This is a genomic window from Pseudooceanicola sp. HF7, assembly GCF_011806405.1.
Lineage (GTDB): Bacteria > Pseudomonadota > Alphaproteobacteria > Rhodobacterales > Rhodobacteraceae > Pseudooceanicola.
Map to the genome: position 1 here is coordinate 46,857 of NZ_JAATOW010000019.1, position 18,462 is coordinate 65,318.

Genomic DNA, 18,462 nt, shown 5'->3' on the forward strand with positions numbered 1-18,462 from the left:
CCTGTGAAAGATCACCTATCAGGGAACGATTCTCAACTGTTGCCGTGGGGCCGCGGTGCCTGATTTCAGAGCCTCATAGGGGTCTTCAGGTGCCAGCATCATGTCGACGATCTGGCGCAGCAGCTGGCGTCTTGCCCGCGCCGAATAGAAGCCGCCCGCGACCTGGCTGGTTTCCAGCAGGTAGCGCCGATAATCGCCGTAGGCCTGGCGGTCCGGACGGATGGCTCCGGCGAAGAATTCTGCCAGCGGCTGGGACGAGACGAACTCCGGCTTGTTGTAGACGGCCTTGCCGAAACTGCGCAGGGGGATGCCCCGGTAAAGCGCCTGTTGCCCGGCGGTGGAGTTCACCGTGACCGCGGTGCGCGTATCGGCCAGCAGCTCTGCCAGTTTGCCGCCACGCAGGAAGTGCACGCGGCCCTTCAGGTCGTACCGCTCTGCCAGCGCCCGGATTTGGCGGCGAAGCCCGATATTACCATCGTCGAGGGGATGCGCCTTGATGACAAGGTGGTGGTGCCTGGGCGCGCCTTCCGCGAAAGCCTGCAGAACCTCCTCCAGAAAATCGGCCATGGTGGCGAAGGGGGAATGGGTCTGGAAGGAACTGTCATGTTCCAGCTGAAGCAGCGCGATATGATAGGGGAACCGCCCCAGGCGGATCCTGCGCGAGGCGATCCGCCGCTCCGCACTGGTCACCGGCATCAACAGCAAGCCCTTGAGGTAGCCCAGGAATTCTCTTGCCACGGGCACGCCGCGATGCGGGGTGAAGTTCGCGTAGGCACGATTGTTGAACATCACGAAGAAATGGTAGAGCGCGCCGTAGAAGATGTGCTGGCGCATGTCGCCCCAGCGGGCCGGGGACACTGGGGGTTCCACTGGCGACTTGGCAAGGACATCCCGCATCTCCTCCACGCTCATCTGCATGAGCCGCGAATGGCCGTTGGAACCGCCGCGCTCGTAACTGATCCAATAGGGCCTCAGGTAGCCTTCCTCGAACACGTGTATCGTCAGGCCGTGGATGTGGGCGCGGGCGATAGCCTCTGCATGGATCGGGCGGGCATCGCCGTAGAGGACGATATCGGTCACCGCCTTGTCAGCGACGATCTGGTCGAACCGGTTTCCCCATTTCTCAAGGCCATAATCGAAAGGAATGTAGCCTGCCTTGTCGCGCCAGAAGAAGGCATCGCCTGCATTGAAGCCCACGCGCCAGCAGTCCGCCCCGGCAGTGCGCATCATGGCGGCAAGTTGCTGGAAATAGGGGCCATGAGGTCCCTGCAGGAACAGGAAAACGCGCTTTTCGTCCAAGGGCCCTGCCTTTCTCCCCCCAACACGGCCCTGACCGCCGTGGCGGTCGTTCCGCATGTCCAAGCACACCTGGCCGGTCATGTCTGATCGCAGGCGTGCTCACCTTCCTGCGTCAACTGCCGCGAGAATGGATCACTATGTCCTATCGGATCCTGCCAAAAGGTAAAGCCCGCTTGCGGCTCGTGGGCAATGGCGGTACCCCGAAGGGAAAGATCTTGCTGCCAGGGGGCCTGCCCATGTTCACCGGAATTGTCACCGATATCGGCATCGTCCGCCGCCTTGAGCAACAGGGCGATCTGCGCGCGGAAATCCAGTGCAGCTATGACGTTGACGGTATCGATCTGGGCGCCTCCATCTGCTGCAACGGTGTCTGCCTGACGGTGATCGAACTGGGCGAGGACTGGTTCGCCGTGGAAGTCAGTGCAGAGACGCTTTCCAAGACCAACCTTGATGAATGGGGCGAAGGGCGCCGGATCAATCTGGAGCGCGCCCTGAAGGTCGGTGATGAGCTGGGCGGTCATATCGTTTCGGGCCATGTCGATGGCGTGGCCGAGGTCGTCTCCATGGAGCAGGAAGGCGATAGCACGCGCGTTCTCTTCCGCGCACCTGAAGCCCTGTCGAAATTCATCGCGCCGAAGGGTTCCGTTGCTCTGAACGGCACCTCTCTTACCGTGAACGAGGTGGACGGGAACGTCTTCGGCGTGAACCTGATCCCGCATACCAAGGTCGTGACCACCTGGGGTGACGTGAAGACCGGCGATGCGATCAACCTGGAGGTCGACACGATGGCGCGTTACGTCGCCCGCCTTCAGTCGAGCGCTTCCTGAGCGTGGAACCGGGATATGGCGATGCCCCGCTTTGCGGCATCGGCCATAACAAAGGCCCGTCGATGGATGACGGGCGTAGCTGGCGGATCCATGCCTGGAAACGGGCGCAGGCCCAGCACCAGTCTGCCCGGTTGCCCGTCGAAATCGTGCGCTTGCGGATGGCGCGCGCGAAGGAGCTGGGGCTGAGCTATCGTGACTATGCGGCGATCCGTGCCAGTTCGGGGCGCGATGTCAGCGCCTATCTGATTTCTTCCAACGCGATGCAGGTCTATTCCAACGCGGCACCGCCCCCTGATCACGTGGCAGCCCGGCTGGCCCGGCTGCGGCATGTCAGGCGTATCGGTCTTGCCATGCCACCGCTCGTGCCCGAAGCGCTGATGGATTGCGTCGAGAACCTGGATGCCGCCTTTGCCGCGCCGCCGCTTCTGGCCAGCTTTCCCCGAATGCGCGACGCCTTGTCTCAGGCACAGGGGCGCTTACCCGCGGCTGGGCTTGTTGCGGTGATCGGTCACGCGCTGGAGGGGGAATGGGCTGCGGCAGGTCGCCTTGGTGGAGTACTGACATCGGACCGCCTGTTCGGCTGAACATCCCAAGGTCGCAATTGATGCGCCCTCGCGGCTGACGGGGACGGGGCTCTTGCGTCCCCTGCACAGGCCGTGTCCGTTAATGCAGGTACCGCGAGACTCGCTTTCCTTGTCCGGCTGCGGTATCTGCTGCCGCAAATTGAGGATCTGCCCATGTCCAACAGCACCACATACGAACAGCCCGGCCCGGTCGAGGAAAGCTGGTCCGATGCCATCTCCTCTGTCGAGGAGATCATCGAGGATGCGCGCAATGGCCGGATGTTCATCCTGGTGGATCACGAGGATCGCGAAAACGAAGGGGATCTGGTGATTCCCGCGCAGATGGCCACGCCAGAGGCGATCAACTTCATGGCGACCCACGGCCGGGGCCTGATCTGCCTTTCCCTGACGGGCGATCGTGTCGACCAGCTGGGTCTGCCGCTAATGTCCTCTCAGAACTCGTCGCGCCATGAGACCAACTTCACGGTTTCCATCGAGGCGCGCGAAGGGGTTTCCACCGGGATCTCTGCCCATGACCGTGCGCGCACCGTGGCTGTGGCCATCGACGCGGGCAAGGGTGCCCAGGATATCGCCACGCCAGGCCACGTCTTCCCTTTGCGCGCCCGCGAGGGCGGCGTTCTGGTGCGTGCTGGCCATACTGAAGCGGCCGTGGATGTGTCCCGGCTGGCCGGTCTGAACCCCTCCGGCGTGATCTGCGAGATCATGAACGACGATGGCTCCATGTCGCGCCTGCCGGAGCTGATTGCCTTTGCGCAGAAACATGGGCTGAAGATCGGGACGATCTCTGACCTGATTTCCTACCGCCGTCGCCATGACAACCTGGTCAAGGTGGAAAAGGAATCTGCGCTGGTGTCCGAGTTCGGCGGTGAATGGGCGCTCAAGATCTACGTGGATGAGACCCAGGGTGCGGAACACATCGTGCTGACCAAGGGCGACATCACGACCGATGAGCCGGTGCTGGTGCGCATGCATGCGCTGGATCCCCTTAAGGATGTCGTGGGTGCCGGGCCGGATGGCCGCGCCGACGAGTTCCGCGATGCCATGAACGTGGTCGCCGAGGAGGGCCGGGGCGTGGTCGTTCTGCTGCGCGACCTGCATATGAAGCTTGCCACGGAAGACGATGTGTCCCCCCACACGCTGCGCCAATACGGGCTGGGGGCGCAGATCCTGTCCTCGCTCGGGCTGCACAAGCTGGTGCTGCTGACCAATTCGCCCAAGCCCAACGTGGTGGGGCTGGAAGCCTATGGGCTGGAAATCACCGGCACCCGCCGGATTGGAAACTGAGGCGCGGAGGCAACCATGGCCGGAAATGAACTTCATTACAGCTTGCCGCGCGGCAAGGTGGAAAAAGCCACCAAGGTGCTGATCGTCGTCGCGCCCTATTACAAGGACGTTGCCGACGAGATGATCGCCGGTGCCAAGGCCGAAATCGAGGCCTGGGGCGCAGTACATGACCTGGTCGAAGTGCCGGGCGCGCTGGAAATCCCCTCTGCGATCTCCATCGCGGGTCGGATGGCGGATTACGACGCCTACGTGGCGCTTGGCTGTGTCATCCGGGGCGAGACGACCCATTACGACACCGTCTGCAACGACAGCTCACGCGGGCTGACGCTGCTGGGGCTCCAGGGCTTTTGCATCGGCAACGGGATCCTGACGGTCGAGAACCGGGACCAGGCCCTGGTGCGCGCCAGGGTGGCCGATCAGAACAAAGGTGGCGGCGCGGCGGCTGCGGCCTTGCATCTTCTCGCGCTTTCGCGCAAATGGGGCGCTCCGAAAAGCGGCGTTGGATTCCGTCCTGCCGCAGACGAGTTTGGCCTTGCCGGGGGAGAACCCTCCGCCTGAGGCACCCTCCAGATCCGATAGGCCTCCGATGAGCGAAGACACCCAGACCCCCGAGCCCGCGCCCCTTTCGGGCAACCAGAAGCGCAAGATGCGCTCGGCTTCGCGTCTTTACGCGGTTCAGGCGCTGTTCCAGATGGAAGCCTCGGGCCAGACGGTCGAACGTGTAATTGCGGAATTCGAAGATCACCGTTTCGGCGCGACCTACGAAGAGGGTGAATACACCGAGGGTGACGTTACGCTTTTCCGTGATGTCATGAAGGGCGCCGTGAACTGGCAGGTCAAGATCGACCAGATGACGGACCGGGCCCTGGTGGCGAAATGGCCGATCGCGCGGATCGATCCGACGCTGCGGGCGCTCTTCCGGGCCGCGGGTGCAGAGCTTCTGGAAGGCGATGCCCCGCCCAAGGTCGTGATCGTCGAATACGTAGGTGTGGCTCAGGCGTTCTTCCCGGAAACCAAGGAGCCGAAGTTCGTCAACGCCGTCCTGGACCACATGGCGCGCGAAGCCCGGCCGGAAGCTTTCTAAGCCTCACAGGCCCCGTTCAATGTGATCGAAGAAGACGCCTGAAACCGGCGTATCCTCTGCATTCTTCGCAACGGATCCCAGAACGATGCCAAGTTTCGGCGCATAGAGCTGTTCAAAGTTGCTGTAGAGTTCGGGGCGATACATCCGCGCCTCGACCACCCAGACGTTGTAGCGGCACTCGCCGATGACGACATTCGCGCTGCGTTTGTAGCTCAGCGTGAAGCGGCCTTTGAAGAGCTCTTCCCCGTCTGAAGACACCGTGTAGCCGCTTTCCCATTTCTTGTCCCGATCCAGCGTTTCGATACCCTGCAGCGGGGCATCGTACCGCATGGTGATCTTCGTCTGGTCCGATGTCAGGCGGGCAGGGACCAGGGGGTGAGCGTAGAGGGTCGTGCTGTCACGCGTCAGTCCACGCACTTCCATTGTCCTGTCTTCGCGCAGGCCTTCGGCGGTACTTGTGTAGTCGATCTGCATGAAAGGGTCCGCACGTGTCAGGCGCAGCGGCGCGTCGTTGACCGGCGTCTGCGGGCAGGACTGGGCCAAGGCCACCGCGGGGCACATGAGGGCGCAAGCGGCCAAGGTTCTCATGACAGGGGGGATCAGATGGGCCAAGCTATCTCCTTCGCATCGGTGCGGGTCAGACTGGGGATGCGGGCGGGCAGGGTCAAGCACGCAAGAGGCGGGGCGCGACGCCGCGTCGCTGCCCAAAAGCCGGGGAGGCCGATGACTTTGGCCCCTTTCTGCACTATCTTAGGCGGGTATGCAGATTCCGGAGGCCGCCATGCCGAAGCTCATCCGACTCTATATCATCCAAGTTGCCATTGGTTTCGCCATCTCAGCGGGCTTCACTGCCGCGCTGGTAGGCTTCGACGTCGCTGGCCTGAAGCACCTTGTGCTGGAAACGCGTGACGGCCCTCTTGCGGCCTTCATGATCTTCTTTTTCAACGGCATCGTTTTCGGGGGCGTGCAATTCGCCATCGCGATCATGGCCATGCGTGACGACGGAACGCCGCGCGGTGGCCTGCGCCAGATGACGCATCAACTGATGCCCATCCGGGTCGAGTCGAAGTCGAAAGAAAAGCGGCGGGCCCGCACGCAACCGTTTGGTTAACGCATTCCCGAGGACCTGTATATACAGGTGGGCGCCAGGTAACCGGACCACGGCCCGGACAGAGCCAGCTCCCTCGGATTTGCTTAAGGCCACCGGAATGTAACCGTTCACGAGAAGGGCAGCACCCGCCACTGCTTCACCTAGGGCTTCGCACCCGGTGGAGCAAGGGGCGTGACCACCGAATTGGCAGAATTTTCCATCCAGCCATTCAGCGCCTTGTCGCCGGAATGGTAATCGGTTCAGCTTTCGCGGCGCTCAGCCTGCTTGTTCTTCCGCTCAGCGCCAATCCTGGCCGGGCTTCAGGCGCCCTCTGTTACAAGAGTATAGCGGGTCAGTTCCTCTTGGGTGAGCAGGTAGATCTGGTCCGGCGGTGTCAGCAGGCCGTGGCTCATCAGCATTGGATCTACGCCCATTTCTGACAGGTAGTTCATGACCATGCCCTGTCCTTCCTGGATGCTTTTGACGGCAGTGAAGGCAGGCAGCAGCGTGTTCTCTCCGAAATAGTGCTGATGGACGCCGATCCGGGCATCTTCATCCGCGATGCGGCTCACGCCGGCCGCGAAAAGGTAGGGGCAAGCGGACAGGCAGACATCCTTGCTGCCCATGCGCGTCGTGAGCCCGGCGTCGCGAATGACACGCCCAAGCGCCAGGGCATCCCCGACAGAGCCGCCCGGTGAATTCAGCCAGATGTCCTGCGGCGGAGCCTCTGCCGATTGGCGGGTCTCGATGCGGGCGGCAATACGCTCTGCATCACCTTCCGCGATGCGTCCGGTCAAACGCCAGCCGCCGTCGCGCTCTTCCAGGACCAGGCGGTCAGGCATGGGGCCGGACGGGCCAGGGCCAGTGTTGGGCAGCTCCGACGGGTCATAGCGGCGGGTCTGATCCCCAGGGCTGACGGGCAGGTCGAAGCCGGGCGCTGAAGGGCCACGGGAGGGCAGGGAGAAGCCCTTTCCGAGATCACCGAGGAAGAGCAAGGCGCAAAGTCCCAGCTGGAACACCAGGACACCGGCCATGATGCGCCGGATGCTGCGGCCTTCTTCACGGGGCGCGCTCATTTCGGCGCTCCGCTGGGTGCTCCTTGCGCCGTCTCAGGCACCTGTTCGGCTCTGGCAGAGGGGCGCTGTGCATGATCGGTGGAAAGGTCCGGGGCCTGTGCGGTCTGACGGCCCGCGATTAGCGCCGCGTCAACATCCCGGGCCGCCGCAAGGGCCGCGCGCAGCTCTGCGATCGTCATGCGATCCTCGATGGGCGCGCCATCCCGGCCGGCGCGGATGGCGCCATGGGTGACGGCCAGGATCAGGACCAGCACGGCCGGAAGCAGGTCGATCGCGATGGCGCCTGCCCAGGAAGGAACGAAGTTGCCCGCATAAAGAATCACGGCGTCAGCGGCAGACACTGGGGTGTATTCGACCTCCGCTGCGGGCTCCATCTGAACGACCTCCTGCGCGGCGGCCTCCAGCGTGGTGGCGCGCTGCGCCAGAACATTCAGGACGGAGGTGATGGTTGCGCCCTGGGCCCCGCGCATCGCTTCGTTGGTTCCGTCAAGTTCCGGCAGGACGACAGAGGCCGAAAGGTCCTGGGCGGCCCTGGCCACCAGAGGCGCCACGGACAGCTGACGCAGTTCTGCCACGATGCCGGCCAGGCGCACGGCCTTTTCACTGAATTCGACGGAGCGTGCCTGCACCGGGCCGGGTTCGACCGTGAGGGCGCGCATCTCGCTCAGAAGCGCATTGCCTTCTGTGAAGGCGGCATCGACCAGCGGGCCCTGTTGCGCGATCTGCTCCTGAAGCGCGGAAAGCTCCTGGCTTTTCTGGCGCAGGACCCGGAAAACCGCTCCCCGGCCTGCAAAGCCCGAAAGGCCACCGTCCGCTTCCTGTTCGCTGAGATCCGCAAAGCTTTGCTGCGCGCGGGCAACGTCACGCTCAAGTCCCTGTGCCGAAAGCGCGATCTCATGCGATCGCTCAAGGGCAGCCTGGTAGTCTTGGACAGTTTCGGCCAGGTGCTGTTCGACGGCGGCAGCCCCGGCAAGGGCGGCGGCGTTCAGCCAGGAAGACATGGCGATGATCGCGAGGGATCCCAGCCCCATCGCGCCCAGCAGGCCGGCGCGCGACCGCGCGGTGCGCATGGCTGGAAAGAGCCGCATCATGTAGGACCAGAACACGAAGATCCCGGTGGAAACCGCGACAGAATAGGCGATCGCGGCGAAGGCCTGCATCGCCCCGTCGCCATCCAGCAGGGAAGAAACGCCGAGGTAGGTATAGATGCCCGAGGCGACCGAGAGCACGCCAAGCGCGGCGCCCGTGAAGGTATCCAGGAAGGCCAGGTGTGATTCCAGCTCGCGGGCCATGCGGGCGTTACGCGCGCCGGACGTCGGGCCTTCGGTGCGCTTCTGATCATCGGTCAAGGTCTTCTCCCCACAGCGTTCCGCCGGGCCAGAGGCGCGGCATTGTCCCGATAGATAGGTGTTTTCCGTGCCGGCACCATGGTACTTGCACTTGTTCACGTATTGTTCAGAATGCCCGGATGCCCATTACACCGCTTGCTCCCGACCCCGCAGATCCCCAACCCGGCCAGCTTCTTGCCCGCGGCACCTGTCGCATGCTGGCCAGTCACGACTTCGCCTGCCTGGAGGAATTCGTGCCCGAGCGCGGCAAGCGCATGGACGTGCTGGCCCTTGGTCCCAAGGGAGAGCTCTGGTGCATTGAGTGCAAGAGTTCGCGGGTGGATTTCACCTCTGACAGCAAGTGGCAGGGCTACCTGGAGTGGTGCGATCGCTTTTTCTGGGCGGTGGGGGCGGATTTTCCGCTGGAGCTGCTGCCAGAGGAAACCGGGCTGATCATCTGCGACGCCTATGGCGGAGAGATCCTGCGCATGCCGGAAGAAAGCAAGCTCGCCGGAGCCCGCCGCAAGAGCATGACGCTCAAGTTCGCACGTGATTCAGCGCGCCGCCTGCAAGGCTGGCGCGATCCGCGGCTTTAGCGCCGCTTCTTGCCGCGTGCACTGCGCGCAGCCTGAACCGCGGCAAGGATTTCCTCGGCGATTTCTTCGGCTTCCTCGGGATCGAAATCCATCGGAATCTCCATACTGCCTGCCTCGATGAAAAGGCGGACCATACCGGCGTCGGTCGGGCCGATCTGGAGATTTGCTTCGATATCGCGTTCTGTGTCGATTCCCATGGCACTGCTCCCGGATTGATCGGCATCCGCTACAGGGCAGCGCCAGATTTTTCAAGACCCAGGATGACCCGGCGGCTGGCTGTCATTTTTCCGTCAAGAGGGACTTGCATTCGCCCGGAGGCATCGGTAAGTCACCCCCCACGTGCCGCCTTAGCTCAGTTGGTTAGAGCGCTGGATTGTGGATCCAGAGGTCCCCCGTTCAAACCGGGGAGGCGGTACCAATAAAATCAGACACTTAGCAGTCGTTTTCGGTCGGTCGACACAGGCGGTTGGAAAGTGGTTGGAAAGTGAACTTTCCAACCTTGCTCACCGCCTGCTGCGCAGCTGGACCACGGACGCGATATTCTTCTCCCGATTCCTCAGGTAGCGGTCCGTTGTCGCCACGTTCTGGTGGCCTGCGGCATCGCGCAGAATCGTCGGATCGATGCCTAGCGAACTTGCTTCGCTGAGGGCGCCGGCCCGGGTGTCCATCATCTTCACCTCCTCTGAAATACCGGCAGCGCGCCGGCAGCGGATGAACGCCTGCGTCCAACCATCGCGTGTGTAAGGCATCCCCGTCCGTTCCCCGACAATCACGGGGCCAGCTCGGTTCTGCGAGCCTAGGATCCGCAGTCGGTGCTGCAGCTCCGGGGCGTAGGTCATGTCGAAGAAGAGCGGTTCGGGCATCGACTTCCGCGTCTTCGAGATCGTCTTCCGGAAACCCGACAGGTCGTCCTCGAACATTTCCCAGGTCAGGCCGTCCTGCCACCGCTCGTAGGTTTGGGGCAGGTGCATCTGACGTCGGTTGCGGGCCAGTTCGCGGACGATGCCTGCCTCGTCGGGGGAACACTCCAGCCACTGCCCGCGAACATCGACCGCCCGTAGGGCGAAGACCCACTGGAAGAGCAGCCCGGTCGCGAAGGCGAAGAGGCCTTGCTCATCGGCCTTGTCGACAATCGCGCGGATCTGCTCCTGGGTCGGGGCCTTCGACTTCTTCGGCGCAGACTCGATCCGCATGCCGGCGAGGGTCTGGGCGACTCGCGCAGCGGCCTCGTTCTCGATCAGCGAGCCGTAGTTCGCCACGATCCGCAGGTGCGTGAAGATCTTCTTCACGTAAGAGGGCGTGCGGCCGCGGTCGAGCATCCCGTCGCGCAGCTGACAGAGCACCTCGTAGTTGGTTCCAGAGATCATCGACGGGCCGATAGCCTTCTCGAGCTTGCCTATGTAGATCAGATAGCTCTCACGGGTGTTGGCCTTCACCTTGTGGATCGGGCTGAAGCGGTCGGAACGATAGCGCTCGATCAGCCAGGCCCAGGTCCCGGTGATAGGTTCCCGGCCTGCCGGGTTGAAGAACTCGTACACCTCCCGGGTCAGCTCGCGGCAGCGTCGCGCGCGCTCTTGGTCCCGGCCGTCACCGTCTTCGCCTACAAGTCGCTCTCGCTTCCCTGGGTAGCCCTCCTTTACGGCTTGGGCTGGGGGTTTCCAGTAGAACAGGTTCTTCGAGCGGGTCCTCCCCGGCGCGTAGTCCGGGTCGGACCCGTCCCATAGGGCGTCCTTGAATTTCATCGGTGTCCTCCGTGATCAGAGCTCATTGAAGTCGATGACCATCGGCTCTACCGCTGGTTCAGGAGGCGCGGCCTCAGGTACCGTGCGGCGGTTCTCGAGCCAGGCTTCGACGTCGGCCTTGATGTAGATGTTGAGGAGGGGGTCTCGCTTGGGGAACCCCTCAGCCTCCAGGTTGCGGCGCCGGTCGCTGAACCGGCGCTTGCTCATGCCTAGGAACTGGGCCGCCCAGGAGATGTCCCCACAGGCCGTTTCGACTGTCGCGAAATCACGCATCGAACCAGCCCTGCGGGGGCGGGTCGTGATGTCGGGGCTGCTGAAGCGCTACCTGAAGTCGCGGTTCGGGATGTCCCCTGAAGAGTACCTCGAGAGGTGGGGCCTACTTGATGACTACCCCTTCGTGACCAAGAACTTCTCCGAGAAGCGGAGCCAGATCGCGCAGGACTCAGGCCTCGGGCATTAATGGACCCGCTGGAACTCCCGCAACATCTTCTTCAGCGCATCTAGCTGGAGCAGGAGCGCGTGCTGCTGACCATGGTGGGGCACCGTGCTTCGGATGACCTCTTCCAGGGAAGCGAATAGGTCATCCATGAGGTACGCCCTCAATCTCGGTGGTGACCACCGTGTCGAGCCAGTCTGTGGCGATCTGCACCCCGAGTAGGAACGCCTCCAGAGCCTCGCGGCTCTGGAAACTCTCACACCGGACGGCGCCGATCCGGTTCAGCTCGGAGAACCGCCTCTCGCCACCTTCGTAGGCGTCGACGGCCTCCATCCCACAGACGAGTATCGCCTCATGCGGCGAGCGCTCCGGGGCTATCGGTCGTTTCATATATCAGGTCCTTTTTCTGGGCTTTGACAAGAGAACCCTTCGGCTTCAGGCCTACGACGCAGGGCGTCGGGTCCAGGAACCGGAGGTCGTGCTCATCACCGTCGATCACAGGGTATCCGAAGAGTGTGCCCTCGGGGCGGTCAGTGATGGCGGCGATGTGCATCCCAGCCGCGAGCACAGCGCGCGCCTGGTGCTGGTTCCGCTCGTTGAGCGAGAACGTCAGGTGGTAATTCTGGGGCGTTCACGAAACATCCTTTGGTGTTTCTTCGATCGTCGAGGATCGAAATACAGCCTTCGACCACCGACACGCCTGTGACGTGATGGAAGGCGCCGAGGACCAGGTCTTGGTCGTTCATGTCAGATGCTCCTTGTTCAGGGATTTGAGGACGTCGCGGATCATCTCCGGCGGCAGGTCCTCCATGAGGGTATTGGAGATCACATCCGTCCAGGTGGCCGGCATGTGTTCGTCGAGCAGAATCTCGACCAGTTCTTCGACCTCCTCCACTGTGACCTCGTCCGTCGTTCCGAAAGAGAAGTCCGGAACGCCTTCTGGATCGTGCTGGGGCACCTCGCGGTTCAGCTGGATGACTTCGAAGTGGTGCGGGTTGACACAGAGAGGCGTCGAGCAAGTCTGCTGCAGCCGGAACTCGACCGACGGCTGTTGGGTCAGCTGGATAAGCAGGCGGGGGACCCGATGCTCTTTGCCGTTGTACTGGATGACACCGACCGGGAGGTCGGAGCGAATTTCGAGATAAGGGAGGTTGTCCCGCCCTCGACGCTTCGTTGCTCTGGGAGTATTGCTGTTCCCTCTGGAGGTTCCCGTCCAGGGGAGGCAGTCAGGCCCGAGATCCTCAAGCGGCTTATTCCCGAGCGCGATCTGCTCGAGGAGAGGCTCACCCGAACGCTCGGCGAGCCGCTTTGCGAGAGTGGTCAGCTTCATTGGCCCAGGTCCTGCAGTAGCCGCTCTTTGACGCCCGCGTGGCGCTTGCGCAGAGCGTTGTGGGTGAAGCGGTTCAGCTTCATGAAGCGGAGGGGGTCGGTATTGTCGACCTGATCCGCTAGCTTGACCCGGATCACACGCCGATTGCCTGGCTGGAGTTGGGAGTGCAAAGTCGCCCTTGAGAAGAGGTTCTGGATCGTCATGGGGTAATCCATCGGACAGAATACCCTCCAAGAGCTCGAGAATTGAGGCGCAGAGGGGCAAGTCGGGATTTTATGGGGTAGGGGTGCTGAGTGGGGGAGATGGCGCTCTGTGCGTCGATTTTTGCGAGGGGCGCTTGTGCCGGGGCCAGGTCGAACCCCACAGGGGCGGTTGTGTAGGCCTCGGCCGGTTTGGCGCGGAAGGTCATCAACTCGAGGGTCTGCGTATCGGGCAGGGTCCGGATGTGGGCCAGGGTGGTTTCGTAGACCTCGGCGAAGGTCTCGTGGATGTTCTCGACGTTCTACCGGATGATGTGCGGCCGCTCGCTGTCCAAGGTCGAGACGAACAGCGTCGGGTTCGCGTAGGGGGGCGAGCACGTCGGTCAGGCAGGTCTTCAGGTCTTTGAGGGCTTTCACTGGATCCATTGTACTTCTCCGGTTTCGACGAGGGTGTCGAGCGTCGCCTACAATGGGTGATTGGAGCGGGGAATGTGTAGTCCCACTTCGCGAAGTGGGTTCCTCAGGGCCGAGCACCACTGTGAGCGAGCCTCAGAAACTCGGGTCTAGGAAAGGGGGGACGGCGGTTCCCGTCTCACGTCTCACGAAGCCCAGGGGAGGGGGCGGGATCGCAAAAGCGTGGTGCGCTACATCCTGTTTTTCTTTTATAAGAATAATAGGATTTCGCGAAATTAGAATTTCTCGCGGGGCTAGTAAGTTCTTGTAGGGCACCACTGTTTCTAACTTCTCCTTAGATCATCTTTTTTTCATCTTGAGGCTTGGTCTTTGAGAGAAAGAAGAAAAAGAAAATAGGAAAAATAGCCATTTTTATCAATAAAAACAGTTACTTAGATGGGTTTTGGGGCGTGCGCCACGAGGGCGTATTGCTGGCCGAACCCGATCCGGAGCCCACCAAAACGGTTCGAACCTGAACCAGACCCTAGAACCGCCCCAAATGGCCCTGATACGGGCTTTGGATCGCAAATATCTGATTTCATTGGATTTTCCTCGGATCTGCGATATTTCTCGCTCCGGTTGCATTTCTCTTCTTCTTTACAGCTTCTTTCCTCAAAAAATCGGCGAGGCGGGCTCAGGAGGCGATTTTGCTCCCGACCCCGACCCCGCCGCAGTCGACGAAATGCCTACGTGCAGGCGACACGCAGGCGGGGCACACACGCGGAGGCAGTCGCGTGTATCTCGAAAAAAGTCCCAAAATCCGCCTCACGCGGAAACATTGGAACCCTGGGGCTCACGTCCGTGACGTGGGCGGAGGCAGATGCCTGGGCAGACCCACGCGCTTAGCGCGTGGACCAGCGTTTCGCGGGCCCCTGGCCGCGGGGCACGGGCGCGGCGAACCGGGTCCCGGGCTTGTCCCGCTCGGGCACGAAGGGGGCCTTGCGGCTGGCCCGCTTGGCCCAGCCGGGCTTGGCTCCGGATGTGGGCTCGGGGTCGGAGGCGGCGAAAGCCGCCTCGCGTTCCCGCTGGACCCGGGCGACTAGCGCCCGGGTTTCGTCGGAGGGGCGGGGATTAACCGGCAGCAGCAAGGGCCACCTCCTCGGCGCGGCGTTCCATTTCGGCAAGCACCGCGTCCCGCATCTCAATCAACTGGGCATCGGTCCAGCTGGTCAGGTCAAGGCTGACGAGGTGGTAACGGTAGCCGCACTACATTGCACCCCGCATGCTGGCCTTAGAGGTTAAGGCGAGATCAGCGATTGCGCTGGCGATGATGTCTTTCTCTTCCATTTCGTTGGTGTCAGGTTCAATTATTGAACCTCAGTTTCTATTGGACACACCTCGCCCGGCGGCTTCGCTGGCCTCGTGTCGGGTCCGGTATGTAGTGCCCCAGACCGGATCGTTTCCGGCCTCTCTGACTGAGACCCACTAGACCCTTTTTATAGGCACGCGGGAAGAGTGGGTTGCTACTATGCAGTTGTTATTGCTGGGGAAATTTCAGAATTTCAGAATGAACCAATTTGGTTGAGTGCTCACGCTTTGAAAGCTCTGTTTGAGCTCATCATGCGGACGTTCGTAAGCGGCGTCTGCGCCCCCGCGGAGTTCAGCTTGCCGGCTTGAGTTTCACGGCAGGAGCTCGTCGAACCGGTGCGCAGGAAGGCCTGCCGCGATCGCCTCAAGCGTCGCCTTGAGATAGATGGTCGGCGAACTTGGTGACGAGTACACGCGCGATGGCGCCCTCAGTCGGTAGCGCGCCCTCGATCAGGTGGGCGGGGGCCGGAGCTTGGGTGATCCCTTCGGCGCAGGCACGACAGGCATACTTAGACCGGACCGTCACCCTCTCGCACATGCAGGCATGTGCTGCTGGTTAGAGGATGACGCGGAGCTGGGCCGGTACGATTTCCAGCCTCCCGCTCCGGTCGTCTCGCCAGAGGTTAGCTTCCAACACGACGCCGATCCGGTGCATCGAGCCGCAGCCGCACGGACACTCCAGGCTGGCCGGCTCGATCACCTGCTCAATCCGGGGAAGTCCCTCGGGCAGATCGCCTCGGTTTCGCCGGGCGGTCTTGGTTCGTCGCGGTCCGGATGAGGCCGGGGCCACTTCGGTTTGCTGTGCCTCTACCTCGGCGAAGGCAGTTTCCGGATCCTCGAGCGCCATCTGCCGATCGTCCTCGCTGAGCCTCTCGGACTTCTTGCCATGCACGAACTGGTTGAGCTCGGTGACGAGATGCTCGAGGCGCTTGTTGGCTTCCCTGAGTGCATCGCGCTCACGCAACGCGGCCAGAACAGCTTCGCGTTCGTCTTCCGGGATGGCCGACAGGTCGACGGATGGGGCGCTGGATATGGCGGGATGATACCCTGCTCCCGTCCCCGGCAGGCAGGCTTCCCGCTCCTGAGTCATTCTGCCACAGCCGGGCGGCGCGTCCCCAGGGACCGCACCCGCCGCCGATCCAGCCCGGCGAACAGCGCCTCGAACTGGGCGCGGTTCAGCGTCATTGCCCGATCCCGGATCGCGGGCCAGGTGAAGGCGCTCTCTTCCAGCTGCTTGCAACCCATAACGAGGACGCTGCCGTGCCGGAACAGGATCTTCATTCGGTCCGCGCGCTTCGCCCGGAAAACAACGACCGTCCCGGTGAACGGATCCTCGGCCAGGGTCGACTGAACTGGGGCGGCCGGGCCATCACGTCCCAAACGAAATCTACCCACTGCCCGGCAGGGGCATGCGCCGCAGGCGCCCGAGAGGGGGCTTCGTCGCCACCAGGATGCGGACGCCTTGGGGTGGCATCAGCATGTCGGTGCTTCCAGAGCATGCACGATCGCGGCGATCCGATCCGCCTGCGTGTTGGGCGACAGCCCGATCTGCATCGCTCCCCTGATGATCCAGATCAGCTCGGGCGTCGCGCTCGTCGGCTCGTTCCTTTCGGCCGGGTCGCAAACGATCAGCGCCATGCAGACCAGCACGCCGATCTCCTCGGCGGGGAGAACCAACTGTCCGTGCTTTGCCTGGCGGCGCCAGGCCGAGAGCTGGTTCGAAAGGGCGGGAAGCCGACATTCGCTGCGCCCTGGACGAACGGCGGCTCAGCGGGACAAAGCAGGCATTCATCACTATGGTTTGAGTGTCCGCAAATACTTACTCAGGATGCCCGACATTCTGGGGTGCATCATCGCAGATTTCATACCATGAGGGTTTTTCGCCAACGAATTCGTGTAATTGATTCACAAGGTCCAGATCGCCATCCAGAGTGTTCGCGGCAATTGGAAAACTGTCTTCAGCCGATAAAATCTCACCCAAGGACGTGCCACAGATTTTGCAGAAGCAGCGCGGGTAGATGTAGGGCGCAACCGGCTCGAACACCTGCACGCAGTCTTTGCCTGATATCCATTTCACGTCTTCGCCTTTGACAAATGCAATCGCACTTGCGCCAACTTTTCGGCACCGCGAGCAGTGGCAAGTTCCGACAAATGAAGGTGGGTTTGCCAGCTCAAATTGAACGGCTTGGCAGCAGCAACTTCCTTTAATCATGGTGGTCTCACTTTCTGTTTAAAGCACCGTCCTGTCATGTTTTCTGAGCGCGATAAATATGGCATGCTGACAGCATAGTGGCAGCATAAGGCGAAGGGGTGTGATCATGCGCAAGGCAGAGCGCCTGTTTGAGATTGTTCAACTGCTGCGGCGCGTGAGTGGCCCTGTCTCTGCTGAAAAGATCGCGCAGGAACTAGGGTCGTCGAAGCGCTCGGTATATCGCGATATCGCGGCCTTGACGGCGCAAGATGTCCCGATCCGTGGTGAGGCTGGTATCGGATATGTTCTTGAAAGAGGCTTTGACATGCCGCCGTTGATGCTGACCTCGGACGAGTTGGATGCCGCTGTTTTGGGCGCGCATTGGGTTGCCAGCCGGGGGGAGCCAGACTTGGCAAAAGCTGCGCTCAACCTGTTGGCTAAGATCGAGGTGATGGTGCCTGAACGGTTGCGCGGGCATGTATTGGAACCTGCAACCAGCATCGCCCCGGTAAGCCCGACTGCAGAGACAGTGGATGCCGCACTGCTGCGAAATACCATCCGTGCCCATAGAAAGCTGGCACTGGTCTATCGTGACGGAAACTGCACGCATACCAGTCGTGTGGTTTGGCCTGTCCTCCTGGGCTATAGGGATGAGGGCCGTATTCTGGCCGCGTGGTGCGAGTTTCGCGGCGGGTTTCGTTACTTTCGCACCGAGCGCATGATTTCGGCGGAGCCATTGGAACAGCGGATACCGGAGAATGCACGGGCGCTGCGGACCCGGTGGCGGTGTGCGATGGACCTTGAGCGGGAGAATTTTGTGGCTTTGGATCAAGGTTTTCAGCGCGGCCTTGAAACCGAGTAACTCAAAAGCCGACATTCGTGCGTTGCGCAGCATCAGTCAAGGTGGGCTCAAAGCGGCCGATCTCCGCGTCGCGGCGAACCGCTCTAACCTGGCCACACAGGGCTGTCATGAACGGCCCAAAGCCGACCTTGGCCAGGATCACCGTTGCCGCAGCGCGGCTTCCCAATACCGGACCTTCATGGCACCGCGCAGCAAGGTCTAGGATCCCGAGGTCCGCATTGCGGGACGCAAGCAGTCGTTCGGATTTGACCAGTTGGCTACCGCCAATGAACGACCCTATCATGTTGACTACGGGGTGCCTTTGGAGGCACGGTGCGGCCCCACATCTCTTGAGTGAGGAATACGCCATGGAATGGTTCGACTATGAAATTGACGTCCACGGAGCAGTTTTAATCCCGGCTCGAGATCGCCTTGGCACCGCAAGCCTAAGTGAGGCCGAAATTGACTCCCAGATCGTGGAACTTAAAAAAGACCTTGATCGTGTCGCAGAGGCGATGAAGTCGGCGGTTCGCAAACAACAGGCTCAGCCTCCAGTATGACAGGTGCTTCTCCCCTAGCCGTGGCTTAGTTCGGCTGCCAGCCCAAACGCGACATTCATGCAGGGCGCGGCGATGTCTCTGCTGCAAGCGCGAAGGGGTTCCCGTTAGCGGACCTTCAAGGCTGCTCAGCTGGCCCTGAGGGTGCCGCGCCTTGTTTCAAGGTCAGCGAAGCGCAGATAGCGCCATTTGCAAACTCGGCCGTTTGAAGCAACCAGGTGAGGTTTACGTTGCGG

27 protein-coding genes and 1 tRNA gene are annotated in these 18,462 nt (G+C 62.0%); 11 read left to right on the plus strand and 17 right to left on the minus strand.

The window, feature by feature from the left end; all coding sequences use genetic code 11:
* Positions 1-18: 18 nt before the first annotated feature.
* Complete coding sequence (locus HCZ97_RS12005; protein ID WP_254871500.1) at positions 19-1,299, minus strand: capsule biosynthesis protein; 1,281 nt, start codon at positions 1,297-1,299, stop codon at positions 19-21.
* Positions 1,300-1,535: 236 nt separating this feature from the next.
* Between HCZ97_RS12005 and HCZ97_RS12010 the strand changes: the two genes are divergently transcribed.
* From HCZ97_RS12010 to nusB, 5 genes are all read left to right on the plus strand, one after another.
* Complete coding sequence (locus HCZ97_RS12010; protein ID WP_167688958.1) at positions 1,536-2,126, plus strand: riboflavin synthase; 591 nt, start codon at positions 1,536-1,538, stop codon at positions 2,124-2,126.
* A gap of 62 nt (positions 2,127-2,188) precedes the next feature.
* Positions 2,189-2,710 (plus strand): hypothetical protein, encoded by a 522-nt coding sequence (locus tag HCZ97_RS12015; protein WP_167688959.1) that lies wholly within the window; start codon positions 2,189-2,191, stop codon positions 2,708-2,710.
* A 153-nt stretch (positions 2,711-2,863) separates the two neighbouring features.
* Positions 2,864-3,994 carry a 3,4-dihydroxy-2-butanone-4-phosphate synthase gene (gene ribB / locus HCZ97_RS12020; RefSeq protein WP_167688960.1) on the plus strand — a complete coding sequence of 377 codons (1,131 nt, stop codon included), beginning with the start codon at positions 2,864-2,866 and terminating at the stop codon, positions 3,992-3,994.
* A 15-nt stretch (positions 3,995-4,009) separates the two neighbouring features.
* Positions 4,010-4,552: a 6,7-dimethyl-8-ribityllumazine synthase gene (locus HCZ97_RS12025; RefSeq protein WP_167688961.1), complete on the plus strand. Its 543-nt coding sequence runs from the start codon at positions 4,010-4,012 to the stop codon at positions 4,550-4,552.
* 28 nt (positions 4,553-4,580) lie between these two features.
* The gene (gene nusB / locus HCZ97_RS12030) at positions 4,581-5,078 is read left to right on the plus strand and encodes a transcription antitermination factor NusB (RefSeq protein WP_167688962.1); all 498 of its coding nucleotides are present in this window, start codon (positions 4,581-4,583) and stop codon (positions 5,076-5,078) included.
* Between the two features lie 3 nt (positions 5,079-5,081).
* On the opposite strand, the gene HCZ97_RS12035 is transcribed toward nusB, so the two are convergent.
* Positions 5,082-5,621, minus strand: a complete 540-nt coding sequence (locus HCZ97_RS12035) for a hypothetical protein (RefSeq protein WP_217701772.1) — start codon at positions 5,619-5,621, stop codon at positions 5,082-5,084.
* A gap of 238 nt (positions 5,622-5,859) precedes the next feature.
* On the opposite strand from HCZ97_RS12035, the gene HCZ97_RS12040 reads away from it, so the two are divergent.
* A complete protein-coding gene (locus HCZ97_RS12040; protein WP_167688964.1) occupies positions 5,860-6,189 on the plus strand; it encodes a hypothetical protein in 330 nt (109 codons plus the stop codon).
* A gap of 299 nt (positions 6,190-6,488) precedes the next feature.
* Here the strand turns inward: HCZ97_RS12040 and HCZ97_RS12045 are convergent, their stop codons facing one another.
* Both HCZ97_RS12045 and HCZ97_RS12050 read right to left on the minus strand, forming a co-directional pair.
* On the minus strand, positions 6,489-7,244 hold the full coding sequence (locus HCZ97_RS12045; protein ID WP_167688965.1) for a hypothetical protein: 756 nt from the start codon (positions 7,242-7,244) through the stop codon (positions 6,489-6,491).
* On the minus strand, positions 7,241-8,536 hold the full coding sequence (locus HCZ97_RS12050) for a hypothetical protein (RefSeq protein ID WP_254871502.1): 1,296 nt from the start codon (positions 8,534-8,536) through the stop codon (positions 7,241-7,243). Before HCZ97_RS12050 ends, HCZ97_RS12045 begins: the two co-directional genes overlap by 4 nt.
* 176 nt (positions 8,537-8,712) lie before the next feature.
* Here HCZ97_RS12050 and HCZ97_RS12055 point away from each other — a divergent pair, with 176 nt between their 5' ends.
* Entirely contained in the window at positions 8,713-9,168 is a 456-nt protein-coding gene (locus HCZ97_RS12055; protein ID WP_167688966.1) for an MmcB family DNA repair protein, read from the plus strand.
* Here the strand turns inward: HCZ97_RS12055 and HCZ97_RS12060 are convergent.
* Positions 9,165-9,365 (minus strand): DUF6324 family protein, encoded by a 201-nt coding sequence (locus HCZ97_RS12060; RefSeq protein WP_167688967.1) that lies wholly within the window; start codon positions 9,363-9,365, stop codon positions 9,165-9,167. The two genes, HCZ97_RS12055 and HCZ97_RS12060, sit on opposite strands and share 4 nt — an antisense overlap.
* Before the next feature lie 144 nt (positions 9,366-9,509).
* Between HCZ97_RS12060 and HCZ97_RS12065 the strand changes: the two genes are divergently transcribed.
* Positions 9,510-9,586, plus strand: a tRNA-His gene (locus HCZ97_RS12065).
* Between the two features lie 85 nt (positions 9,587-9,671).
* On the opposite strand, the gene HCZ97_RS12070 is transcribed toward HCZ97_RS12065, so the two are convergent.
* Together HCZ97_RS12070 and HCZ97_RS12075 are read right to left on the minus strand one after the other, a co-directional pair.
* A complete protein-coding gene (locus tag HCZ97_RS12070) occupies positions 9,672-10,910 on the minus strand; it encodes a recombinase (protein WP_167688968.1) in 1,239 nt (412 codons plus the stop codon).
* Positions 10,911-10,925: 15 nt separating this feature from the next.
* On the minus strand, positions 10,926-11,183 hold the full coding sequence (locus tag HCZ97_RS12075; RefSeq protein WP_167688969.1) for a hypothetical protein: 258 nt from the start codon (positions 11,181-11,183) through the stop codon (positions 10,926-10,928).
* 28 nt (positions 11,184-11,211) lie between these two features.
* Here HCZ97_RS12075 and HCZ97_RS20840 point away from each other — a divergent pair, with 28 nt between their 5' ends.
* Positions 11,212-11,370, plus strand: a complete 159-nt coding sequence (locus tag HCZ97_RS20840; protein WP_167688970.1) for a MucR family transcriptional regulator — start codon at positions 11,212-11,214, stop codon at positions 11,368-11,370.
* On the opposite strand, the gene HCZ97_RS20745 is transcribed toward HCZ97_RS20840, so the two are convergent.
* The 10 genes from HCZ97_RS20745 to HCZ97_RS12125 form a co-directional block, all read right to left on the minus strand.
* A complete protein-coding gene (locus HCZ97_RS20745) occupies positions 11,367-11,498 on the minus strand; it encodes a hypothetical protein (protein ID WP_303048713.1) in 132 nt (43 codons plus the stop codon). The genes HCZ97_RS20840 and HCZ97_RS20745 overlap by 4 nt on opposite strands.
* Positions 11,491-11,736, minus strand: coding sequence for a hypothetical protein (locus HCZ97_RS12085; RefSeq protein WP_167688971.1), 246 nt, complete (start codon positions 11,734-11,736; stop codon positions 11,491-11,493). The genes HCZ97_RS20745 and HCZ97_RS12085 overlap by 8 nt, the downstream gene beginning before the upstream one ends.
* 140 nt (positions 11,737-11,876) lie before the next feature.
* Positions 11,877-12,092: a hypothetical protein gene (locus HCZ97_RS12090; RefSeq protein ID WP_167688972.1), complete on the minus strand. Its 216-nt coding sequence runs from the start codon at positions 12,090-12,092 to the stop codon at positions 11,877-11,879.
* Complete coding sequence (locus tag HCZ97_RS12095; RefSeq protein WP_167688973.1) at positions 12,089-12,676, minus strand: hypothetical protein; 588 nt, start codon at positions 12,674-12,676, stop codon at positions 12,089-12,091. The genes HCZ97_RS12090 and HCZ97_RS12095 overlap by 4 nt, the downstream gene beginning before the upstream one ends.
* Positions 12,673-12,879, minus strand: a complete 207-nt coding sequence (locus tag HCZ97_RS12100) for a hypothetical protein (RefSeq protein ID WP_167688974.1) — start codon at positions 12,877-12,879, stop codon at positions 12,673-12,675. Before HCZ97_RS12100 ends, HCZ97_RS12095 begins: the two co-directional genes overlap by 4 nt.
* Before the next feature lie 1,292 nt (positions 12,880-14,171).
* Positions 14,172-14,417, minus strand: coding sequence for a hypothetical protein (locus HCZ97_RS12105; protein ID WP_167688975.1), 246 nt, complete (start codon positions 14,415-14,417; stop codon positions 14,172-14,174).
* A 776-nt stretch (positions 14,418-15,193) separates the two neighbouring features.
* On the minus strand, positions 15,194-15,727 hold the full coding sequence (locus HCZ97_RS12110; protein ID WP_217701773.1) for a hypothetical protein: 534 nt from the start codon (positions 15,725-15,727) through the stop codon (positions 15,194-15,196).
* Entirely contained in the window at positions 15,724-16,032 is a 309-nt protein-coding gene (gene tnpB, locus HCZ97_RS12115) for an IS66 family insertion sequence element accessory protein TnpB (RefSeq protein WP_217701774.1), read from the minus strand. The genes HCZ97_RS12110 and tnpB overlap by 4 nt, the downstream gene beginning before the upstream one ends.
* A 78-nt stretch (positions 16,033-16,110) precedes the next feature.
* The gene (locus HCZ97_RS12120) at positions 16,111-16,287 is read right to left on the minus strand and encodes a hypothetical protein (RefSeq protein WP_167688977.1); all 177 of its coding nucleotides are present in this window, start codon (positions 16,285-16,287) and stop codon (positions 16,111-16,113) included.
* A gap of 169 nt (positions 16,288-16,456) precedes the next feature.
* Positions 16,457-16,849, minus strand: coding sequence for a GFA family protein (locus HCZ97_RS12125; protein ID WP_167641872.1), 393 nt, complete (start codon positions 16,847-16,849; stop codon positions 16,457-16,459).
* Positions 16,850-16,955: 106 nt separating this feature from the next.
* On the opposite strand from HCZ97_RS12125, the gene HCZ97_RS12130 reads away from it, so the two are divergent.
* Together HCZ97_RS12130 and HCZ97_RS12135 are read left to right on the plus strand one after the other, a co-directional pair.
* The gene (locus tag HCZ97_RS12130) at positions 16,956-17,690 is read left to right on the plus strand and encodes a YafY family protein (protein WP_167688978.1); all 735 of its coding nucleotides are present in this window, start codon (positions 16,956-16,958) and stop codon (positions 17,688-17,690) included.
* Positions 17,691-18,037: 347 nt separating this feature from the next.
* Positions 18,038-18,229: a hypothetical protein gene (locus tag HCZ97_RS12135; RefSeq protein WP_167688979.1), complete on the plus strand. Its 192-nt coding sequence runs from the start codon at positions 18,038-18,040 to the stop codon at positions 18,227-18,229.
* The last annotated feature ends 233 nt before the right edge of the window (positions 18,230-18,462 follow it).